This is a genomic window from Paraliobacillus sp. X-1268 (genome assembly GCF_003426095.1).
Classification (GTDB): domain Bacteria; phylum Bacillota; class Bacilli; order Bacillales; family Amphibacillaceae; genus Paraliobacillus_A; species Paraliobacillus_A zengyii.
Genome location: NZ_QJSK01000017.1, coordinates 1 through 19231 on the forward strand (window position 1 = coordinate 1; position 19231 = coordinate 19231).

A 19231-nucleotide genomic window follows, 5' to 3' on the forward strand; every position below is an offset into this window, starting at 1 on the left:
AATTTTATCAGAAGGTATCCTTTTTTACTTACTAAAATTTTCGATTTTATAAAAAAGTTGCATCTTCCAACTACCGTTGGAAGATGCAACTTTTTATTGTTTATCTGAGTTTTGTCCCAGCCTCTTTGCTCATGTATTCTAGATTTCAATATGTTCTCCTGGTTTTAATGCAATTCCCTTACCTGGTTGCACCTTTTGGGCAAATGCATCTCCATCTTGTTCAATTAAAGGGAATGTATTATAGTGGATTGGCACAATATAATCTGCTTGCGTCCACTGTGCGGCAATTAATGCATCTTCTGGTCCCATTGTAAAATTATCACCAATAGGTAGGAATGCAATATCAATGTTATTCATATCACCAATTAACTTTATATCTGAAAATAGTCCAGTGTCACCAGCGTGATAAATTGTTTTTCCTTCTACTGTTAACAAAATACCAGCTGGCATTCCTGCGTATATTGCTTCTCCTTGTTCATCATAAAATACGGAACCATGGAATGCTTGTGTGAACTTCACCTTTCCAAATTCAAAGTGATGTGATCCTCCGATATGCATAGCATGTGTGTTTAAGCCTCTTGATTCCAAATAGTTTGCTAACTCATTTGGAGCTACAACCAATGCTCCTGTTCGTTTTGCAATTGGAATGGTGTCTCCAACATGATCATTATGTCCATGTGTCAATAAAATAACGTCCGGTGTTACCTCATTTGTATCTAAATCACATATTCCATTACCCGTTATAAATGGATCTATTAAAATACGATGAGAATCGGTCTTTATCTGTACTACAGACTGTCCATGAAATGATACTTTCATATTATTATCCCCTTTCAAATAATTACTACTACTTGTTTACCCGAAAAAGAATAAAAATAAAAGTAAATTAATAAATCAACTCTTCTGTCAAAAAAAAAAAAAGCATGCGCTAATCGTTATTTTAAGTCTAACTGATAGCTGTTATAATGCTCGTTCGTCTTTCAGAAAAACTACTTTCTATAAGATTTACATCGGAATAACCATCAACTACGACGTAACGTAAAAGATTACATCGCTCTGAAAATCCACTACGCTTTCCGCAGGCACGTCTTCAGCTAACTTGGAAGAAAAACACTTCCAAGTGGATCTTCAGATCGTGGGATTGCGATTACTCATCCCATCAAAAACATACGCTGTTCCTGCAGGAGTCGTAGTGGATTTTCATCGCTGGTCGGTAATATGTTTATTGATGAAGTTGCAATATCAACAATAACAGACCTTTTCGAATAATATTCATATAACTAAATGTTGTCATAAACGCAATAAAACTTTAGGAGCCACTCGATAGCGTATTGTGTATCACTTTTAAGTTCTGTCCAGCGAAGGAAGCAAATGGTCGACTCTCCAGCAGGAACAGCACGGGCTGAAGATCCACTCGGAAAGCGATCTTTGCTTATCCGAGTTAGCTGAAGCCGTGCCTGCGGAAAGGGAGACCATTTGCTGACGTAGCAGGTATGGAAGTTATGTCGCAATTTTCATCAAGTCCGTTATTTGAATCGCTATGATGATTAAGAAATGAGAGCGATACTTTGAAGTCATAACAAGAATTGCTTGTCAATATAATACTGTGAAAGTTAATAATATTCCCAAGATCGTTCATATATCTGAATTAAATGTGGATCGATTAGCGTATTAGGTTTTAACTCGACGATATCACCGTTTTCTGCTGTAATCGTTTGATCAATATCTTTTCCAAAGACAGTTAAACCCTCTAATATATCTGTCGTTAAGTAGCGTGTGTCAACTGATATACTTAGTTCCGATACGTCTATTGTTTGTCTGCTAGCAAGAACAAATCCCCAATTTCCAAAACTAGGCACGTCAACATGGAAATTCTCCGTATTTAAATCATTAGATGCAATTGTTTCAGATATGGTCCAATACACTTCGGTAGCAAAGATAGGACTGGTAGCTTGTACCATCATCGCACCTTCTAATGACATATGATTACGTGCTAAAGCATAAAATTCCTTAGTATATAATTTGTTTAGGCTTTCATCGTTTGGATCAGGGAGATCAACAATAATGACATCAAATACACGACTTGTTTCTTCTAAGAATTTAAAAGCATCTTGATTAATAACATCGACCTTTTCATCTTGTAAAGCATATTCATTTATAGCTAATAATTTTTCATTCTTATTTGCCAAAGTGACAACTGCTGGATCCAAATCTACTAGCGTAATTGACTCTACTTCTTCATATTTTAATACCTCTTTTGCAGCAACACCGTCACCACCTCCTAAGATCAAGACATCCTTAGGTTGAGTTGCTTGATCCATAACCGGATGAACTAATGTTTCGTGATAACGATATTCATCAATTGAACTTAGTTGCAATCCACCATTAAGATATAACCTTAAATCATCCCCTTTTTGAGTGAGAATAATTTTTTGATAGTTGCTTTCTTCCATATGGATAATTGGATCTTTATATAACTTTTGTTCAAACGTAAAAGCCATCTCTTCGCCAAACAAAAAACCTAGTAATAATAATACGCCAATCACTGTAGCAACGATCGCATGAGATATAAAATGTTTTACTTCATTTCGAAATAGCCAAAGTACAATTGTAGCTACGATTAAATTAATACAACCGACAAGAAAAGCTGTTTTTACCATACCTAATTGAGGACGAAGCAAGAAAGCAAATAACAAACCACCAATTAAGCCACCTGCATAATCAGAGAATAATACACGTGCTGTGCTCCTATTTAGTGACACACCAATAGCATTCGCCTTTCGAATAAGGATCGGAAGTTCTACACCCGTTAAAGCTCCGACAGTTAAGGTAATTAAGTATAAAAATAAAGCATCAGTTCCTGGTGGTGAAAAGGCCGTAATTCCAAACATAACAAAACTTGAAAAACCTCCGATTAAAGCAACCATAAATTCGATATAGATGAATGCAATAATAAGATTCTTCATTACTTTTTCACTAAAACTAGCGCCAATTCCCATCCCCGTTAAAAATAACGAGATCACTAGTGTATATTGTTTAACCCCATCACCTAATATGTAAGAACCGAGGGCGCCAAATAACACCTCAAAAATAATCCCACAAATAGAGACAATTCCAGATGCCCAATAAATAAAATGACTTTGTTTTATTGCTAATTGATCCAAGCTTCTTCACTCCGACTTTGTATATATTAACGAAAAATACTGGCCTGACCTCTTTATAAGGTCAGGCCACATCATTTACTGCTAAATCAATTTTTACCAACTCAGTTTTGTTATGTAATCGACGCTCCAATTACAAATGCTAAACCAATTGAAACCGCTAAGGATATAATACCAACTGAAATGTTATTTTCTTTGATCTTTTGTTCTACTGAGAAACTTCTAGTAGCGAATTCAAAAATAAAATATGCAATCATTTGCAGTATAACACCATATCCACCCCAAATTAACGTTTCCCAAACTGTCACACTATGGTAAATTGCGAACGCTAAAATAATACATATTCCGATTATTTTTCCAGCTATTGATAAAGCCACTGCTTGATTGTTATTAGCAATTTCATCCCAGTCCTTATATTTCGTTGTAATCCATTCAAAAATCACCAAACCAATCAATACAACTATAATTGCGATTAAAAAATAAATAAATGTACTAATAAACGCATCCATTATAACGCCTCCTTCAAATTATTTTCCTGCACTTGTTCCACCGCCACGAGTTGATGACATACCTCTATTTGTTCGATTTGTTGTTACACTACCACCAAATGTACTCGTTCCAGTACTGTAACCACCATAACATGAACCACTAGTACCACATTGACTCTGTCTATTCTGTGCCCAATTATCAGCAGATAACATCCTGTTGATCATGACATATGTAAAAAAACCATTCAAATAGTTAGGTGAATAATTATTGCGAACAAAAGTATCTGTTGCTACTTCCATTAATACTACTTCTGAATCTTCCTCACTTTGCTTAAATGTAACAAAATGATTTGGATAAATGAGCATCTGTTCGTTATCTTGTTTTTCACTTATTTCATCTGGTGGAATAACCCCTGATACAGTATCTACAATCTCATCAATTGTGAATAATCTTGTTGCATAAATGTTTGCTTCTTCATTATCCCCAACAACTGTATCTAACTTATGAAATGCATCTGATAACAATATTTCAATGTCAGAAGTGCTTGCACTTTCTAATTGATTTGTTATTTCAGATTGTGACGATTCCACAGGTATTTCATCCACAGACGCAGGTTCTGCCTCAGAACATGCTGTGAGAACTAATAGAATGAGTAACGAAAAAAAGCTGATTGTTTTTTTCATGAGATTTTATGCCTCCCTTCCATTCCATACAAATTGGGAAACAAACCTCCGCAGAACTTTAATACAGAGGTTTATCTTCCTATTAATTTCATAACTCATATAGAGAAAAAATTCCCTTTTATTCTTTGTTCATCTTCTTCTTCAATGCTGCTAACTCATCATCAACTTCACTACCACCAAGTTCTTCAAATTCATCATCTAATGTTCTACTTGATTCTGACAAGTCGTCACTTGTATCTGCTTCAGCTTCATACTGCATAACTTTCTCTTCCATTCTAGAAAAGCCTTGTTTTGAGTCATCACTTCCCACAGTAGACATGGTACGATTCATTTTAGTTCTTGTTTGAGCAGATTCTGCACGTGCTTTAAGCGAATCTTTCTTTAATTTCATTTCTTGATATTCTTTTTTCATTTCATCTAATTTTTTACGTAGTTGATCTGCATCTTGCTTCGCGCGTTCCCATGATTGATGTAAGGAATCAGCTTGTTCTACTTGATCTTTTTTATCCTCTAATGCACGACGAGCTAAATCTTCATTGCCAGCCTCTATTGCTCTTTCTGCTTGTGTTTGTCTTTTCTCAACCAATGCGTTCGCATCATCGTACTTTCTTTTCAACATCTTCTCATTGGCAATTTGTTTTGCAACAGCAGCTTCAGCTTCACGTATATCTGATCCCATATCTCTCATAAATTGATCGAGCATCTTCACCGGGTCTTCTGCTTTGTCTAACATTGCATTCATTTCTGCTCCTACTACCGTTTTTACTCTACTGAAAAATTTAAACATGTTTAATTCCTCCTTGATTAATTAGAACCGGCTATAATTTTTACTTCATAATCTTCAATTTCATAGCCAATACTTACTTCTATTTCACTACCCCAGTCTTCTAAACTGAGGAACTCACTTTCACTATCATCGTAATATTCTGCGTACTCCATCACTCGTCCGTTAATATTAACACTTCTTCCCTCACCAACCACTCTAGCCTCTCCATACTCATCTAAATAATAAGTCTTACCTTCATGAGTAAGTTGTTTCGGAAAAGGTTTTTGAACAGACAAAGGTATTGTTTTATAGATACCTAATTCTAGCTCATCATCCATTTCAGCAGATAGCCAAATCGTGTTTCTACCTTCTAAAAGTTGATAGGTAATCCACTTATATGAATCTTGTCGATACGTGATTTTTCCAACAACCTCATAATCACCTAAATCATATTCAATAATATCCCCAATTTCTATCGATAACGGATCCCTTTCTTTCACTTTTGGTTTTGTATTCTTTTTTTGGAAAAGTTTAGAGAACATTCCCATACTTAACACCTCTTCTCTAAAAACCTTATACTATTTGTACGAATGAATATAAAAAAAGTTTCATATTTAAAAAAATATTTATAACTTACTCTAACATAATCTGCAAGCATCTAAAACAAGTAGACTTAAATACTTCTTGTGAAAAAGGTAAAACCTCGATACGGAGGGTTTTTACTCACTAAATATTAATTGGACAGATAAAAGTATTACTTTCCTAATCAAGAAAAAACAACTGGACTACACCAATTGCTTTTAGAATGCATTTTAAAATTAAAGGTGTTGATGAATAACATCTAATCCCCCTGTAATCTCAAATACTGAACCAGTTATCATATCCGAATCTTTTTGACAAAGAAATAATATCGAACGCGCTATATCTTCACCTGTACCAGATCTACCAATTGGCGTATTTTTATCTGGAAAAACTCTACTTTTATCAATAGTTGCTTCTTTCATTTCTCCTGTTATATTTCCTGGACAAATCATATTGGAGGTAATGCCATATTCCGCCTCTTCAAACGCTATTGTTTTGGTTAATGAAACAAGACCAACTTTTGCTACAGCAAATGCTGACCGATTTATCCATCCAGCTGCAGTATTCGCTCCTTGAAAACCATAATTGATTATACGGCCGAATTTTTGTTGGCGCATTGAAGGAATTGTTAATTTTAATAAATGAAAAACTGCGTCTAGATTACCTTTTTGCATGAGCTCCCATTCAGCTTCTGTATAATCCATTAACTTCTTTCGCTCAAATACAAATGGTCCCGCATTATTTATTAAATAATCAATTGGTCCAAATTTATATACCGCTTCATTTACTGCATTTTCTAATTCTATTTTGGATGTTACATCTGCTTTTACGATTTTTAGTGCATCATAATCATTTAATAGTTCTTCTGCTTTTTGTCGATCAGAGCGATATGTAATAGTTACATTATGTCCTGCCTTAAGAAAACATTCTGTGACTTGTCTACCTAGACCTTTGCTACCAGCAGTAATGAAAGCATGCCCCATTTTAAATTTCCCCCTCATCATTCTCAGTATCACCTTCTATCGTACATGATCATACTATTTTTATCTAATTATAGGTTGTTATTTTAGGGCATTTCTACTTCATATTTATGTTCTGTATATATAAAACATGTTACAATATAGGTAGATTAATGAAAGGAAGTGTTTGATAATGCCAACTGAATACAAACATATTTTAGTAGCTGTCGACGGTTCTAAAGCTTCCGAAAAAGCATTTAAAAAAGCTATTGCAATTGCTAAAAGAAATGATGCTCAACTTATTATTTCTCATATTGTAGATACTAAAACGATTTCTTCTGCCGAAGCTTATGATCAATCGTTAATCAATCGTTCAGAATCATACGCCAATACTTTATTAGATGATTATCGTAAACAAGCAACAACTGATGGTGTAAAAAATGTTGAAATTCATCTTGATTATGGTTCACCTAAAGTGCGTATCCCAAAACAAGTTGCTAAAAAATTTCAAGCTGACTTAATTATTTGTGGTGCAACTGGTTTAAACGCAGTAGAGCGCTTTTTAATTGGAAGCGTTTCAGAAAACATTACACGTCATGCAAAATGTGATGTATTAGTCGTACGCGCAGATGAAATAGTTGAAGATGATGAATAATCAAAAATAAAAAAACTGGCACCAGTTGATCTCCAACTGGTGCCAGTTTTAAATACATTTATGCTAAACGCATAACGTCTCTTGCAATCATTACCTCTTCATTTGTTGGAATAACAATAACTTTAACTGGTGAATGTGGATAATTTACAAAAGCTTCTTTTCCACGTGTGTTGTTTAATGCTGGATCCCAATAAACGCCCATAAACTCTAAACCATCTAATACACGCTGACGAACTTCTGCACTATTTTCACCTACACCTGCAGTGAAGATGATTGCATCTACACCCTTCATTCTAGCTGCATAAGAACCGATAAATTTATGAATACGGTCTGCAAATATTTTTAGGGCAAGTTCTGCACGTTCATCGCCACTTTCTGCTTTTTCTTGAATGTCACGAAGATCACTAGAAAAACCAGATAATGCTAACATACCACTTTCTTTATTAAGTACTTGTAATACCTCATTAACTGACTTTCCTGTTTTCTCCATAATGTATGGAACTAATGCAGGGTCAATGTTACCAGAACGTGTTCCCATTGTTACACCAGCAAGAGGTGTAAAGCCCATTGAAGTATCAATTGATTCACCATTTTCAATAGCCGCAATACTTGCACCATTACCTAGATGACAAGAAATAAGACGTAACTGATCAGAAGGTACACCCAATAAATCTGCTGCCCGTTCCGAGACATACTTATGTGACGTACCATGGAAGCCATATTTTCTAATCCCATACTTTTCATAATATTCATATGGAAGGCTATATAAATAAGACTGCTTTGGCATCGTTTGATGAAAAGCTGTATCAAAAACAGCAACAGCTGGTACGTTTGGTAAAATGTCTATAAAAGCACGTATACCAGTTAGATTAGCTGGGTTATGAAGTGGTGCTAATTCAGATACTTCCTCAATTTCTTTAATAACTTCAGCAGTTATTGGCACTGAATCAGTAAAACGTTCTCCACCGTGAACAACTCGATGGCCAATTCCATCAATTTCATCAAGTGATTTAATTACACCAGATGCTTTCAATTTTTCTAACAGTAGCTTAACTGCTTCTTCATGATCCGGAATATCTGTTACAGTACTATCTTTTTCATCACCAAATTCAATAGTAATTTCAGAGTCATTAATTCCAATACGCTCTACTAAACCTTTTGCTAAAACATTCTCTTCTGGCATATCGATCAATTGAAATTTTAATGAAGAGCTACCAGCATTAATTGCTAATACGTTACTCAAAATAATCCATTCCTTTCAACTTACATTATTATCTTTTAATACATCCAGTACTATTCTAACCAAGTCTATAGTCAAATTGCAACATGAACCTACAATGTTAACGTTTCCAGTTCAAATTTCTTATTTTCTAACAATTAATATCCTTCATTTTTAAACCATTGATTCATTTTCCCTACAATTTGTTCTGTTGCTCGCACATCTTTAAAAGATGGCAACTGTGCCAGTAGCGTTTCTTTTGGTGCCTTTGTATCTTTACCTTTTTTCTGCAAAATCAAGATACTCTTAGCTTGATTTTCATCACGGAATATACTAGATGGTAGCTGTAACAACCCAATAATATGTACGTTTTGTTGCAAATAAACATGTAATTTGTCTGCTTGATCACTATCAAATAAGAAATTAGGTATTACAAAAAGTAAATAGCCACCTTCTTTTGTATAATGGATACTTTGTTCGATTAAAAGATGGTGTGAATAGGCGTGGCCTTCTGTCGAATTTAATTTGAATTGGCTTGACCTAACATCATCTGGATAATAACCTACTGGTAAATCAGATACGATTAAATCTACTGGTTCCAGCAAAAATGGCTGCAAACTATCTTGGTGGAAAAACTCAACTTCAGTTCTTTGTAGATTTGCGCTCATTAAGCTTAATTGTATAAGTGTAGGATCTATTTCACTTCCATAAGCCTGTTTTTTCATCGTTAATTGGTTTAGCACTGCCATCAACAAATTCGCAGAACCTGAAGCTGGATCAAAAACACGTAGGTTTTCTTTTGAACCTATTAGTTTTTGCGCTACATAACCAATAAACATTGCTACTGTATCTGGTGTGATTAAATGTTGCTGTTGTGTTGCACCTTTCATTCCCTTTAAGGTTGTTAACTGTATAACCTTGCGAATTTCTTCTCTATTTAATTCATCGAACGTAAACAACTTATTTTTATTATCTATTTCTTGCTGAACATCTTCTGTAAAAGCAGATGGAGCTATTTCCGTAACAATATACTCTAAACAGATTGTCAATCCTTCTATATACGTTACATTCATTTTTTCTTGTAAATATTCAACCATTTCATCTAATAGTTTAAAATGCTTTTCGACATTTTCCTGAGCCATAAAATCTCTTCCTTCCTATCTAAAATCCAATCATGTCCACCCTTTGTGAATATGCAAAAAAGAATGCCATCAATATTATGAAGGCATTCTCTTGATATGTCTAGCAATTTAATTATTTATCTGAGTCATCCGATTTTCCTTTATTCGAAAGCAAATCTTTCATTTTTTCTAAAGCTTGTGGTGCAACATCTACTAATTTTTCATATAAGTGTGTTTGTTGGTCTAAATGAATCATTTCTACACCTTGCTTGTTTGCTACTAGGAAGGCTACAGGCGTTATTGTAACCCCTCCACCACTGCCTCCACCGAACGGCCTTTTTGGCGAGTCTTCCTCATCATTTTTTGATTCACTTTTACCAAATTCACTACCACCAGCAGCAAAACCAAATCCCACTTTTGATACTGGGATAATAATACTTCCATCGGGTGACTCAATCGGCTCACCTACTATAGTATTTACATCTACCATTGCCTTTAAACTTTCCATTGCTGTTGACATTAGTCCTTCAATAGGATGTGGATTAGTCATACAATTGCCTCCTCATGCAGTTTCAACGTTGTTGACTCGTTATTTACTATTCCATTTTCCGACTTGCATCATGGTATAAATAGCTTGCCCTAAGCGCATAGAAAAAATACATGTACAATTTGAATTAACTAACCTTTGTTGAAACACTGGTGTTACTTTAAATTCTGGACTTTCTTTTATATTTACAAATTGGTCTAAAACAGCACCTATACAACCTTTTACTGTCCAACAAAGTCCAGCCAACAATCCTGTACTCGTTGCTTCGGCAGTGCCAATAGTAGTTTCCCAATTAAAAGAATGCATATTGACTTTTTTTAATCTTGCTCTAATCAATTTGTGGAATTTTTGATTTTTTCTATAAAGCTTTATCTGTGGTTTTACTTTTTCTTGTGATTGATTAAAAAATGTTTGAATCGACTCTATCAAATCCATTGCTTCCTCTTCAAATACATCCTTTAAAACAATTTCATACGCTCTTTCATGCATTTTTATTCCTGCTACATGAATAATAATAGTAGCTGTCATTATTTCTTGACTGCACTCCAAATAAAGTTTCACTTTTATCGATAAACACATCACTAGTAGTAGCAGTATAAGTAAAATTAATAAGAAGATTAAAATGATAGCATACATATTCTAAAACACCTCCATAGTAACAGTATGGCGATCAAACAATATCCTAAACAGATAACGCGTTTAATATTGGTTGATAATGGTTATAAGTAGAATAGTTAGCTTTTACAATTGGGAGGAATTTTATGTCAAATAATAAAAATATATATTTTTATTATCAAAAAGAGAATGTTTCAAAGGAAGAATTAATTAAATTATTTCAAGCTAGTGATCAGAACGGATTTTCAATTGTGAAAAATCATCAAGATGCAGATATAATTGTATGTATCGGAGATGATGGTACTTATCTACAAGGTGTTCGTCACACTGGTTTTCTTGATAATTGCTTATATGTTGGTTTATCTAAGGAAAATGAGGTTGGACTATATGCTGACTTTTCAACAGATCGTATTCATGAGCTATTTGATGCATTAATTTCTAAAGATATCAAAAAACAAAAGTTCCCAATTATAGAAGTATCTATAAATGGAGAGGCACCATTCTATTGTTTAAATGAAGCTAGTGTAAGGTCTTCTATTATTAAAACAATAGTTATTGACGTCTATATTAACGATAGTTATTTTGAGCGCTTTAGAGGGGACGGCTTAATTGTAGCTACACCAACTGGTAGTACTGGGTATAATAAATCAATTTCAGGGGCTATTGTAGATCCTAATATCCCTTGTTTTCAAATGACAGAACTTGCTTCGATAAACAATAATAATTATCGAACATTAGGATCATCATTAGTATTGGGAGAAAATAAAAAATTGCGCTTAGAAATATTACAGGACGGTAATGATTATCCTGTTATTGGATTAGATAATGAAGCCTACTCTATTCGCAATATTAGAGATATATCATTTACAATGAGCGCGAAAACAATTCAGACAATACAATTATCGCAAAATAGTTATTTCGATCGATTAAAACAACTGTATTTATAATGCACCAACCTAAAAAAACAGCTCAACTGAGCTGTTTTTTATTATTTACGCTGATACATAATAGTTCCATCGACTACCGTCTTTTGAACTTTACTAGTGTGAATTGACTCCTTCTCTATCTTAAATAAGTCTTGATCAAATACCGTAAAATCTGCTACATAGCCAGGTAAAATCATGCCACGATCTTGTTCATGGTCAATAACATATGCACTTCCTTTGGTATATAAGGAAACCGCTTCATAAACAGATAGTTGCTCTTTTTCATTATAAATTCTACCGTCTAGACTTGATTTTCGTAAAACAAACGCCTCGATTCCTAATAAAGGATCCACTTCTTCAATTGGTGCATCTGATCCTGCTGCACAAGGGATTTCTTCTTGTAAAAATGTCTTCCAAGGATACGAGTTATTTGCCCGAATTGCTCCTAGCCTTTCTATCACCCAAGGGAAATCGGAAGATACAAATGTAGGTTGAATATCTAATACTACATTTATTTGTTTTAATGCTTTTATTACGTTTGGATTGATAACTAAAGAATGAATAATGCGATCTTTTCTATTGTTCTTTAATGGATACTTAGCCAGCAACCTTGCAATTGTTAAAATAGCTTGATCTCCTATCGCATGAACTGCAATCGGCATTTCTAGTTGACGTGCACGTTTGATTAGTACTTCTAAACTTTCTGGCCTATGAATAGCGATACCATAATTAGATGTGTCATCTGAATAGGCTTCTTGTAGCCAAGCAGTTCGACCACCTAGTGCCCCATCAGAAAAAATCTTCATTGCACCTAGCGAGACATAATCATTACCAGAACCGTAGGCTAAACCTTGTTCATACATATCTTCTATAACTTCATGATGGACAAGTAAATGTGCGCGGAATTTTCGCGTGATCCCATCTATTCCTGCATGAAATGCTTGCCACGTTTTATCAAAGCTATCAGCACCATAATAGGCGAGATCCTCACTGTGTCCACCTACTAGACCTAATCGCAATAAATCATCAACTGAGGTAGTAACTAAATCTCTTAATTCTTTCGTTGAAATATCTGGAATAGCTTGTTTAACTAAATCCTGTGCGTTATCCAAAAAGTAACCCGTTAGCTCTCCTGATTTATCACGGACTATTTTGCCACCTTGTGGATCCATGGCTTCTTTATTTACATTTGCTAGTTCGATTGCGTTGGAATTTGCAATTATAGCATGACGACAAACGCGCGTTAACATAATCGGATGATTTGTTGTAATTTCATCTAGTTCTGTTTTATGAATAACACGTGGATCTTCCCACTGATTTTCATTCCAACCTTCACCAATTAACCATGATCCATTACTTAATCCTTTAATACGGTCTTTAACAGCAAATAATACTTGTTCTGGACTAGTCATCTTCGATAAATCTAAATGAACTATTTTTTCACCGTGTCCGATAATATGTAAGTGACTATCAACAAAACCGGGAAACATTACATTTCCTTTTAAATCTTGATATTCCTTAATAGCTTTCTCATACTTTTCTTTTAATTTATGTAAATGACCACTTTCAATAATATAACCATTTTCCGTATAAATTGCTTCTACAGTTTCTCCTATTTCTCTCATCGTGTATATCGTACCACCATACCATAATGTACCCATCAACTGATTCTCCCTTTATTTGCCTTACTCCTTATAAAAAGCTAAAAGATGATAATTGAAGCAATTCCCTTATATAAAAGATAGCAAATTTTCTACATATTTAAAAGAGTAGTGCTCAGATTGAGCACTACTCATGTTTATGCCATTTTTATTATGATTGTTGTGATTGTCCGCTCATTTGTTGCTCTGCCATTTGAACTAGACGTTTTGTTATTTCTCCACCAACTGAACCGTTAGCACGAGAAGTAGTATCAGCTCCAAGACTTACACCAAACTCTTGCGCAATTTCATATTTCATTTGATCTAATGCTTGGCTAACGCCAGGTACTACTAAGTTGTTTGAACTGTTGTTGTTACTTGCCATGACTTCTTCACCTCCTCTGTGGTACATCTATAGAATGTGCACGAAGGAGTAAAACAATACAATAAAATAATTGGTAGTTGTTTCATCTATCACCTAAATTTGCGTATTGCCTTTTAAAACAGGTCTGTCATGGGATCTGTCTCTTTTGAATTAGTAGAAATCATAATGACTTCAATATTATCAAGAATATCTTGGATATCTTTTTCTATATCCATTTGCTCTTCAAAATAAACTACTTTATCTAGTTTTGGTTTTGTTTTAGGCGCTTTAGGTACAAATACAGTACAGCAATCTTCAAATGGACGAATTGAAATACCGTATGTTCCGATTCTCTCAGCGATTGTGATAATTTCTTCTTTATCCATCGCAATTAAGGGTCTTAATATTGGATAGCGCGTAATATTATTTATAGCATGCATGCTTTCCATCGTCTGACTCGCAACTTGTCCTAAACTATCTCCCGTTGTAATAGATAGGATGCCTTCCTTTTTCGCAATTTTTTCACTAATTAACATCATCATTCTTCGCATTACTGTCATAGAATAACCATAGGGTATTTCTCGATGAATCTTCTGTTGCAATGTAGTAAAAGGAACAATATGAACAGTCACTTTCTTACCGTAATTTGCCAATTCAGCTGCTAAATCCAAGACTTTTTGCTTTGCTGCTTCACTTGTGAATGGTGGAGAATGAAAGTGTACCGCCTCTACATGCACGCCTCTTTGCATTGTTAAGTAACCAGCTACTGGGCTGTCGATGCCTCCAGATAATAGTAACAATGACTTTCCTGCAGTTCCAACTGGCAACCCGCCAGCTCCTTTGGTTCTTTGTGAGGTAATATATGTGGCATCAGTTCGAATATCTAAATGTACTTCTACATCAGGATGATGCACATCGACTGTATAATCTTCCGTATTCGTCAGCAGATGTGAGCCTACTACATGATTAAACTCCTGCGAACCAATCGGGAAATCCTTATTTGCTCTTTTCGTTGTTATTTTAAATGTTTTAACGTTCTCTGCTTCTTTTAAAGCAAATAATGCTGCGTCTTTAATTTGATCTGGATCATTTTCTACTTTGATTGCTATACTCAAACTTTGAATACCAAAAATATATTTACATTTTTCCATTATTTTCTGCGGATCTTCTCCATTTAACATTATAGACATACGATCACGAGCATTTTTAATTTTCACTTTTGGAAATCCTTGAAGTTTGTTTCTAATATTTTCATGTAGTTGATATATGAAAATCTTTCTATTCTTACCTTTTAAAGCCAATTCACCGTATCGAATTAATATATGGTCATATAACATTTTATCTACCCCATTACTTTACTCAATTGTTGTATCACTTTTTTTAACGATCTACTGAATAGTTCAATCTCTTCTTTTGTATTTTGATAAGACAAGCTAATCCTCAATGCTGAGGTTGTTCGATTATGCGGAAAACCTGCAGCTTTTAAAATTGCACTTTCATCTGGTTTTTTCGATGAACATGCAGATTTAGTTGAGATGAATATATCTCGTTCACCTAATGCGTGAATTACTACTTCAGGTTTATAACCAGGTATTGAAATATTTAAAATATGTGGTGCCTGATTTTCTACTGTATTAATTTTAACTGAAGTGATCAACTCTAATTCATCTCGTAACTGTTTATTTAGCTTATATAGGTGAGCATGGTCTGTTTCTTCCTTTTCTGTAATTAGACGCATTGCCTTGACTAAAGAAACGATTCCAGCCAAATTCTCTGTACCAGACCGATAATTCATTTGTTGATGGCCACCATGAAATAAGGGAAATAGGTTGGTACCTTTTTTAATATACAATAATCCGGTTCCTTTTAATCCATGAAATTTATGACCCGAAATAGTCCATAAATCAATTCCGCTATCAGCTAATTGCAAAGGAATTTTTCCAAATCCTTGGACATCATCAACATGAAAATAGGTAGTAGGTATATCTTTTACAAGTTGTCCAATAGCTTTAATGGGTTGAACTGTTCCTAACTCATTGTTTACATGCATCACACTTATTAAAATTGTTTCCTTTGTAAGAGCTGCTTTCACATCATCAATCTCCACAATCCCATCATGATTCACAGGTAAATAAGTAACTTTAAAGCCTAATGTTTCTAATGATTCACATGCTTCTATAACAGAAGGATGCTCAATTTGAGTTGTAATTATATGCTTACCATGACTTTGATGTGCTAAAGCAATTCCTTTTATTGCCGTATTATTCCCTTCCGTTCCACCGGAAGTAAAAATAATCTCACTTTGATCAACAGAAAGAATAGCAGATGCTTGTTGTTGTGCTTTACGAAGCAATGTTCCTGCATCAATACCGAAACGATGAATAGATGAAGGATTACCATAAAATTGTTTTGAAACCTGGTTGAAACTATCTAATACATCTTTATATGGCTTTGTTGTAGCGCTATTATCAAAATAAATCATTGAGAGTCTCCTTAATTTCCTTTTTGCATTGAAATATCTTAACATAGTTCGTCCACATTGGAAAGATGCTGTTTCCTTTAAAAAGTGCATTCAAAAACCCCTCACTATCAGTAGCAAGGGGCATCATAAAATAAGGAACTCACTAATTTATTCTTTACCAATATTTAAAGCAGCTAACAGTTCATCAATGGATACAGCATTATCTACTTCAAAATCATACAATATGTTTTGGTCTATATTTGTATTATCCGCAAGTTGTACATCTTGATTCTCTTCATCCATACTTTCAACTGGCATGTCTTGGTCTGCACTATTTGTTTCTGAGTCTACTTGCTTAAATCTATTCGTTTGATTACTCAAGGCAACTTCTTCTCGTACAGAAGTTGTGTGTTGTTTAGCCATTAATTCAGGAGAATCTCTCCCAATTAAAATGATAAAGAACACGATCCATATAATCACTGCTGAGCTACTTAGTCCAATAATCATCCATTTCTTGATGTTCATGTTTAGTTTCCTTTCTAACTTGGAACTTGTATGCGAGTTTCCAGACGTTTTAACGCACCTGGGTCAATTTCTTCTAATGCATTTGCAGCTGTCTCTAGCGCGCCTTCATAAGCGTAATCTCGAAACTGCTTTTCTGATTCTGCCAATTTCGCAGCTAGTAATGGGTATTTACTACGGTAGCGATTTGCATATTGAATAACTGTTTCAACTAAATATGCTTGCTCAAGTAATAAATTAGTGTCTTCAATCATTGTTTGAACAGAAGTTTCAGCTTCTATTAATACATGTTGCACTTGACCCATATCAAGTGGCTGCTTCGCAAGACTTTCCATTACAAGATTACTTTTTCTTGATGCCTCTTCTAAGCTATTCCATAAAAATGACGGTACGCCAGGAATATTACTTTTTTGTAGTTTTTTGTTTGTATCAAACAAATCCCTTTTTAATTCTTCTACTTTCTTTTTAGCTTCTAATTCATCCTTACGTATTGTCCGTACTTGTTCTTTAAAATCTTGATGAGAAGTCTGTAACTGTTGTAAATCTTGGTAGCTTGTTTCTAATTGATCACGCAGTGCAACGTATGTCTGTTTATCATTTTGTAAATCTGTTTCAATTTGTTCAAGTTGACGTTGTAATTGATGAATCCACTTTTCTAAATTCGAATATAGTTCTAGATCACTTTCTTCTAAATAATAGGTTTGTTGTAAAGTTTCTACTTCTTCATTTGTTGCATCGAAGTCGACCGTTACTTCTTCTATTAATTTTTTAAAGTTAATTAAATGTTTTTCGATATAAGACTTAGCCTGGGCCTCTTTCTCTAATAAAGCATAAATTTCATTAACTCGTTCATCAATCGATTGTAGTAAATCTGAAATTTCTTCTACATCGCCCTTTTCAAGTTGTTTCACGCAATTTTCTAGCTCATTTTGATAACTAGACAACTCTTTTTCCAAACCTAAATGTTCAATTCGATAACCCTGTTCCTTCATTTCTTTTACACCTGTCAAAAGTTCACGAATTTGTTCAGGTAGTTCTCGATTGCATTTTTTATAAATGATTGGAAACTCTTCTATTTTTACTGTTAGATGATTTAAATCAGTTTTTAAGTCCTCAACGAATTGTTTCGCCTCAAAGTAATTACCTAATTCAATAGCAGTAAAATATTGATCTAACAGTTGTTGCAATTCATTGATTTCTACTTCAAACCGAGCTTCAGCTTTTCCGTATAGATGTCGATTTTGTAAAAGTTCTCTTCTTAAATGTTTAATTTGTGGTTGTACTTCTTCAACTTCTTTACGACTTTGCTTTTCCGAATCAAGTAATTGATCTAATTCTACAAACATTTCTTCGATAGTTGATTCAATTCTTTGTAAAGTTTGGTCAACTGTTTTTAGATTTTTCTTAGCTTCTGAAACACGAAATCTATCAGCTGCTTCTTCAGCATCTAACAAATACTCTTCAATATCTGGAAGTTCTCTTGTTAAGATTTGATCCCAACTAACTTTCCAACCTTCAAATTTTTCTTGCGTCTCACCAGACAAGTTTAAACTTTTCACTCTTTGTAATTCCGTTGTCACATTACGATTCATGATATCCATTTTCCAGCTTTCATGCTTATCTACTTCATCATATATTCTTTTGCGTAATAGTAAACCGACAATTATCAATGCAATTACAACGAGAATAACTCCTATGATGTAAGCCACCATGTTAATCCCCCTTAAACAAATAACAATCTTCTATAGTATTGATTCACTTATCATTTTCTCAACAGTTCATCTAATAAATTAACATTCTAATAAAGAATATGTAGTAATCTTATGATACCATGTTACACACTTATTTTGCTAAAAAAAATCAAATTATTTATCAAAATGACATTTTTCTTTATATTTTTTTCTGAAACACTTAAAATAATGACATTTTCTTCATTTTTCTTTCGTATTAATTGCCTTATACACTACCTGTAAGCTATACTATTTTTTATAAGAAATATCCATACAGGGGGTAATTTACATGGGAGCTATTCAAACAGATACAAATTCACGTGAAAAAGATTATCAGCTTTTACTCAAGCAAGTGGAAGCATTAATAGAGGACGAAAAAGATTTAATAGCAAATTTATCAAATGCAACAGCATTATTAAACCAATTTCTAAAAGAAATAAACTGGGTTGGTTTCTATCTACTGAAACAAAATGAGCTTGTTTTAGGACCATTTCAAGGACTACCAGCTTGTGTTAGAATTTCAGTTGGAAAAGGTGTATGTGGAACAGCTGTAAGTGAGCGTAAGACCCAAAGAATTGCTGATGTTAATCAGTTTCCTGGGCATATCGCATGTGATGCAGCAAGCCAATCTGAAATTGTTGTTCCACTTATCGTAAATGAAGAAGTAATAGGTGTATTGGATATTGACAGTCCGAATCTCGATCGCTTTGATCAACTTGATCAAGAATACTTAGAGAAATTCGTTACTGTTATTCAAAAATATCTTTAAAAAGAAAGGCCTTTATCATCTG

Annotated in this window: 20 protein-coding genes; 3 read left to right on the forward strand and 17 right to left on the reverse strand. The window is 34.1% G+C overall.

Going from position 1 to position 19231, the window contains the following annotated elements:
- Nucleotides 1-138: 138 nt before the first annotated feature.
- From D2K62_RS14725 to D2K62_RS14755, 7 genes are all read right to left on the reverse strand, one after another.
- Entirely contained in the window at nt 139-819 is a 681-nt protein-coding gene (locus D2K62_RS14725; protein ID WP_117161655.1) for a metal-dependent hydrolase, read from the reverse strand.
- A 794-nt stretch (nt 820-1613) separates the two neighbouring features.
- A complete protein-coding gene (locus tag D2K62_RS14730; RefSeq protein ID WP_112181609.1) occupies nt 1614-3164 on the reverse strand; it encodes a polyamine aminopropyltransferase in 1551 nt (516 codons plus the stop codon).
- 110 nt (nt 3165-3274) lie between these two features.
- Nucleotides 3275-3670 carry a DUF350 domain-containing protein gene (locus D2K62_RS14735; protein WP_112181610.1) on the reverse strand — a complete coding sequence of 132 codons (396 nt, stop codon included), beginning with the start codon at nt 3668-3670 and terminating at the stop codon, nt 3275-3277.
- Between the two features lie 18 nt (nt 3671-3688).
- A complete protein-coding gene (locus D2K62_RS14740) occupies nt 3689-4333 on the reverse strand; it encodes a DUF4247 domain-containing protein (protein WP_112181611.1) in 645 nt (214 codons plus the stop codon).
- A 118-nt stretch (nt 4334-4451) separates the two neighbouring features.
- Nucleotides 4452-5120: a PspA/IM30 family protein gene (locus tag D2K62_RS14745; protein WP_112181612.1), complete on the reverse strand. Its 669-nt coding sequence runs from the start codon at nt 5118-5120 to the stop codon at nt 4452-4454.
- A 17-nt stretch (nt 5121-5137) separates the two neighbouring features.
- A complete protein-coding gene (locus tag D2K62_RS14750; RefSeq protein ID WP_117161656.1) occupies nt 5138-5647 on the reverse strand; it encodes a DUF4178 domain-containing protein in 510 nt (169 codons plus the stop codon).
- Nucleotides 5648-5917: 270 nt separating this feature from the next.
- A complete protein-coding gene (locus D2K62_RS14755) occupies nt 5918-6664 on the reverse strand; it encodes an SDR family oxidoreductase (protein WP_112181614.1) in 747 nt (248 codons plus the stop codon).
- Nucleotides 6665-6833: 169 nt separating this feature from the next.
- Here D2K62_RS14755 and D2K62_RS14760 point away from each other — a divergent pair, with 169 nt between their 5' ends.
- Nucleotides 6834-7295 (forward strand): universal stress protein, encoded by a 462-nt coding sequence (locus D2K62_RS14760; protein WP_117161657.1) that lies wholly within the window; start codon nt 6834-6836, stop codon nt 7293-7295.
- Nucleotides 7296-7353: 58 nt separating this feature from the next.
- On the opposite strand, the gene D2K62_RS14765 is transcribed toward D2K62_RS14760, so the two are convergent.
- The 4 genes from D2K62_RS14765 to D2K62_RS14780 form a co-directional block, all read right to left on the reverse strand.
- Nucleotides 7354-8538 carry an acetate kinase gene (locus D2K62_RS14765; RefSeq protein WP_112181616.1) on the reverse strand — a complete coding sequence of 395 codons (1185 nt, stop codon included), beginning with the start codon at nt 8536-8538 and terminating at the stop codon, nt 7354-7356.
- 134 nt (nt 8539-8672) lie between these two features.
- A complete protein-coding gene (locus D2K62_RS14770) occupies nt 8673-9656 on the reverse strand; it encodes a class I SAM-dependent methyltransferase (RefSeq protein WP_112181617.1) in 984 nt (327 codons plus the stop codon).
- Nucleotides 9657-9768: 112 nt separating this feature from the next.
- Complete coding sequence (gene ytfJ / locus D2K62_RS14775; RefSeq protein WP_112181618.1) at nt 9769-10185, reverse strand: GerW family sporulation protein; 417 nt, start codon at nt 10183-10185, stop codon at nt 9769-9771.
- A 39-nt stretch (nt 10186-10224) separates the two neighbouring features.
- A complete protein-coding gene (locus tag D2K62_RS14780) occupies nt 10225-10818 on the reverse strand; it encodes a DUF2953 domain-containing protein (protein ID WP_117161658.1) in 594 nt (197 codons plus the stop codon).
- A gap of 125 nt (nt 10819-10943) precedes the next feature.
- On the opposite strand from D2K62_RS14780, the gene D2K62_RS14785 reads away from it, so the two are divergent.
- Nucleotides 10944-11744, forward strand: coding sequence for an NAD kinase (locus D2K62_RS14785; RefSeq protein WP_112181620.1), 801 nt, complete (start codon nt 10944-10946; stop codon nt 11742-11744).
- 41 nt (nt 11745-11785) lie between these two features.
- On the opposite strand, the gene D2K62_RS14790 is transcribed toward D2K62_RS14785, so the two are convergent.
- The 6 genes from D2K62_RS14790 to ezrA form a co-directional block, all read right to left on the reverse strand.
- Nucleotides 11786-13384: an amidohydrolase gene (locus tag D2K62_RS14790; RefSeq protein WP_112181621.1), complete on the reverse strand. Its 1599-nt coding sequence runs from the start codon at nt 13382-13384 to the stop codon at nt 11786-11788.
- Nucleotides 13385-13535: 151 nt separating this feature from the next.
- Nucleotides 13536-13748, reverse strand: coding sequence for an alpha/beta-type small acid-soluble spore protein (locus tag D2K62_RS14795; RefSeq protein ID WP_112181622.1), 213 nt, complete (start codon nt 13746-13748; stop codon nt 13536-13538).
- 113 nt (nt 13749-13861) lie between these two features.
- Nucleotides 13862-15064 carry a tRNA uracil 4-sulfurtransferase ThiI gene (gene thiI / locus D2K62_RS14800; protein ID WP_112181623.1) on the reverse strand — a complete coding sequence of 401 codons (1203 nt, stop codon included), beginning with the start codon at nt 15062-15064 and terminating at the stop codon, nt 13862-13864.
- 5 nt (nt 15065-15069) lie between these two features.
- Entirely contained in the window at nt 15070-16209 is a 1140-nt protein-coding gene (locus D2K62_RS14805) for a cysteine desulfurase family protein (RefSeq protein ID WP_112181624.1), read from the reverse strand.
- 147 nt (nt 16210-16356) lie between these two features.
- Nucleotides 16357-16713 (reverse strand): hypothetical protein, encoded by a 357-nt coding sequence (locus D2K62_RS14810; RefSeq protein ID WP_112181625.1) that lies wholly within the window; start codon nt 16711-16713, stop codon nt 16357-16359.
- Nucleotides 16714-16727: 14 nt separating this feature from the next.
- On the reverse strand, nt 16728-18422 hold the full coding sequence (gene ezrA, locus D2K62_RS14815) for a septation ring formation regulator EzrA (protein ID WP_112181626.1): 1695 nt from the start codon (nt 18420-18422) through the stop codon (nt 16728-16730).
- 307 nt (nt 18423-18729) lie between these two features.
- Between ezrA and D2K62_RS14820 the strand changes: the two genes are divergently transcribed.
- Complete coding sequence (locus tag D2K62_RS14820) at nt 18730-19209, forward strand: GAF domain-containing protein (protein ID WP_112181627.1); 480 nt, start codon at nt 18730-18732, stop codon at nt 19207-19209.
- Nucleotides 19210-19231 lie beyond the last annotated feature (22 nt).

Bases quoted from the DNA above. Each gene is read 5' to 3' on its own strand.
- D2K62_RS14725 (WP_117161655.1), bottom strand. From the start codon at position 819: ATGAAAGTATCATTTCATGGACAGTCTGTAGTACAGATAAAGACCGAT.
- D2K62_RS14735 (WP_112181610.1), bottom strand. From the start codon at position 3,670: ATGGATGCGTTTATTAGTACATTTATTTATTTTTTAATCGCAATTATA.
- D2K62_RS14740 (WP_112181611.1), bottom strand. From the start codon at position 4,333: ATGAAAAAAACAATCAGCTTTTTTTCGTTACTCATTCTATTAGTTCTC.
- D2K62_RS14745 (WP_112181612.1), bottom strand. From the start codon at position 5,120: ATGTTTAAATTTTTCAGTAGAGTAAAAACGGTAGTAGGAGCAGAAATG.
- D2K62_RS14750 (WP_117161656.1), bottom strand. From the start codon at position 5,647: ATGGGAATGTTCTCTAAACTTTTCCAAAAAAAGAATACAAAACCAAAA.
- D2K62_RS14755 (WP_112181614.1), bottom strand. From the start codon at position 6,664: ATGGGGCATGCTTTCATTACTGCTGGTAGCAAAGGTCTAGGTAGACAA.
- D2K62_RS14760 (WP_117161657.1), top strand. From the start codon at position 6,834: ATGCCAACTGAATACAAACATATTTTAGTAGCTGTCGACGGTTCTAAA.
- D2K62_RS14770 (WP_112181617.1), bottom strand. From the start codon at position 9,656: ATGGCTCAGGAAAATGTCGAAAAGCATTTTAAACTATTAGATGAAATG.
- ytfJ (WP_112181618.1), bottom strand. From the start codon at position 10,185: ATGACTAATCCACATCCTATTGAAGGACTAATGTCAACAGCAATGGAA.
- D2K62_RS14780 (WP_117161658.1), bottom strand. From the start codon at position 10,818: ATGTATGCTATCATTTTAATCTTCTTATTAATTTTACTTATACTGCTA.
- D2K62_RS14785 (WP_112181620.1), top strand. From the start codon at position 10,944: ATGTCAAATAATAAAAATATATATTTTTATTATCAAAAAGAGAATGTT.
- D2K62_RS14790 (WP_112181621.1), bottom strand. From the start codon at position 13,384: ATGGGTACATTATGGTATGGTGGTACGATATACACGATGAGAGAAATA.
- D2K62_RS14795 (WP_112181622.1), bottom strand. From the start codon at position 13,748: ATGGCAAGTAACAACAACAGTTCAAACAACTTAGTAGTACCTGGCGTT.
- thiI (WP_112181623.1), bottom strand. From the start codon at position 15,064: ATGTTATATGACCATATATTAATTCGATACGGTGAATTGGCTTTAAAA.
- D2K62_RS14805 (WP_112181624.1), bottom strand. From the start codon at position 16,209: ATGATTTATTTTGATAATAGCGCTACAACAAAGCCATATAAAGATGTA.
- D2K62_RS14810 (WP_112181625.1), bottom strand. From the start codon at position 16,713: ATGAACATCAAGAAATGGATGATTATTGGACTAAGTAGCTCAGCAGTG.
- ezrA (WP_112181626.1), bottom strand. From the start codon at position 18,422: ATGGTGGCTTACATCATAGGAGTTATTCTCGTTGTAATTGCATTGATA.
- D2K62_RS14820 (WP_112181627.1), top strand. From the start codon at position 18,730: ATGGGAGCTATTCAAACAGATACAAATTCACGTGAAAAAGATTATCAG.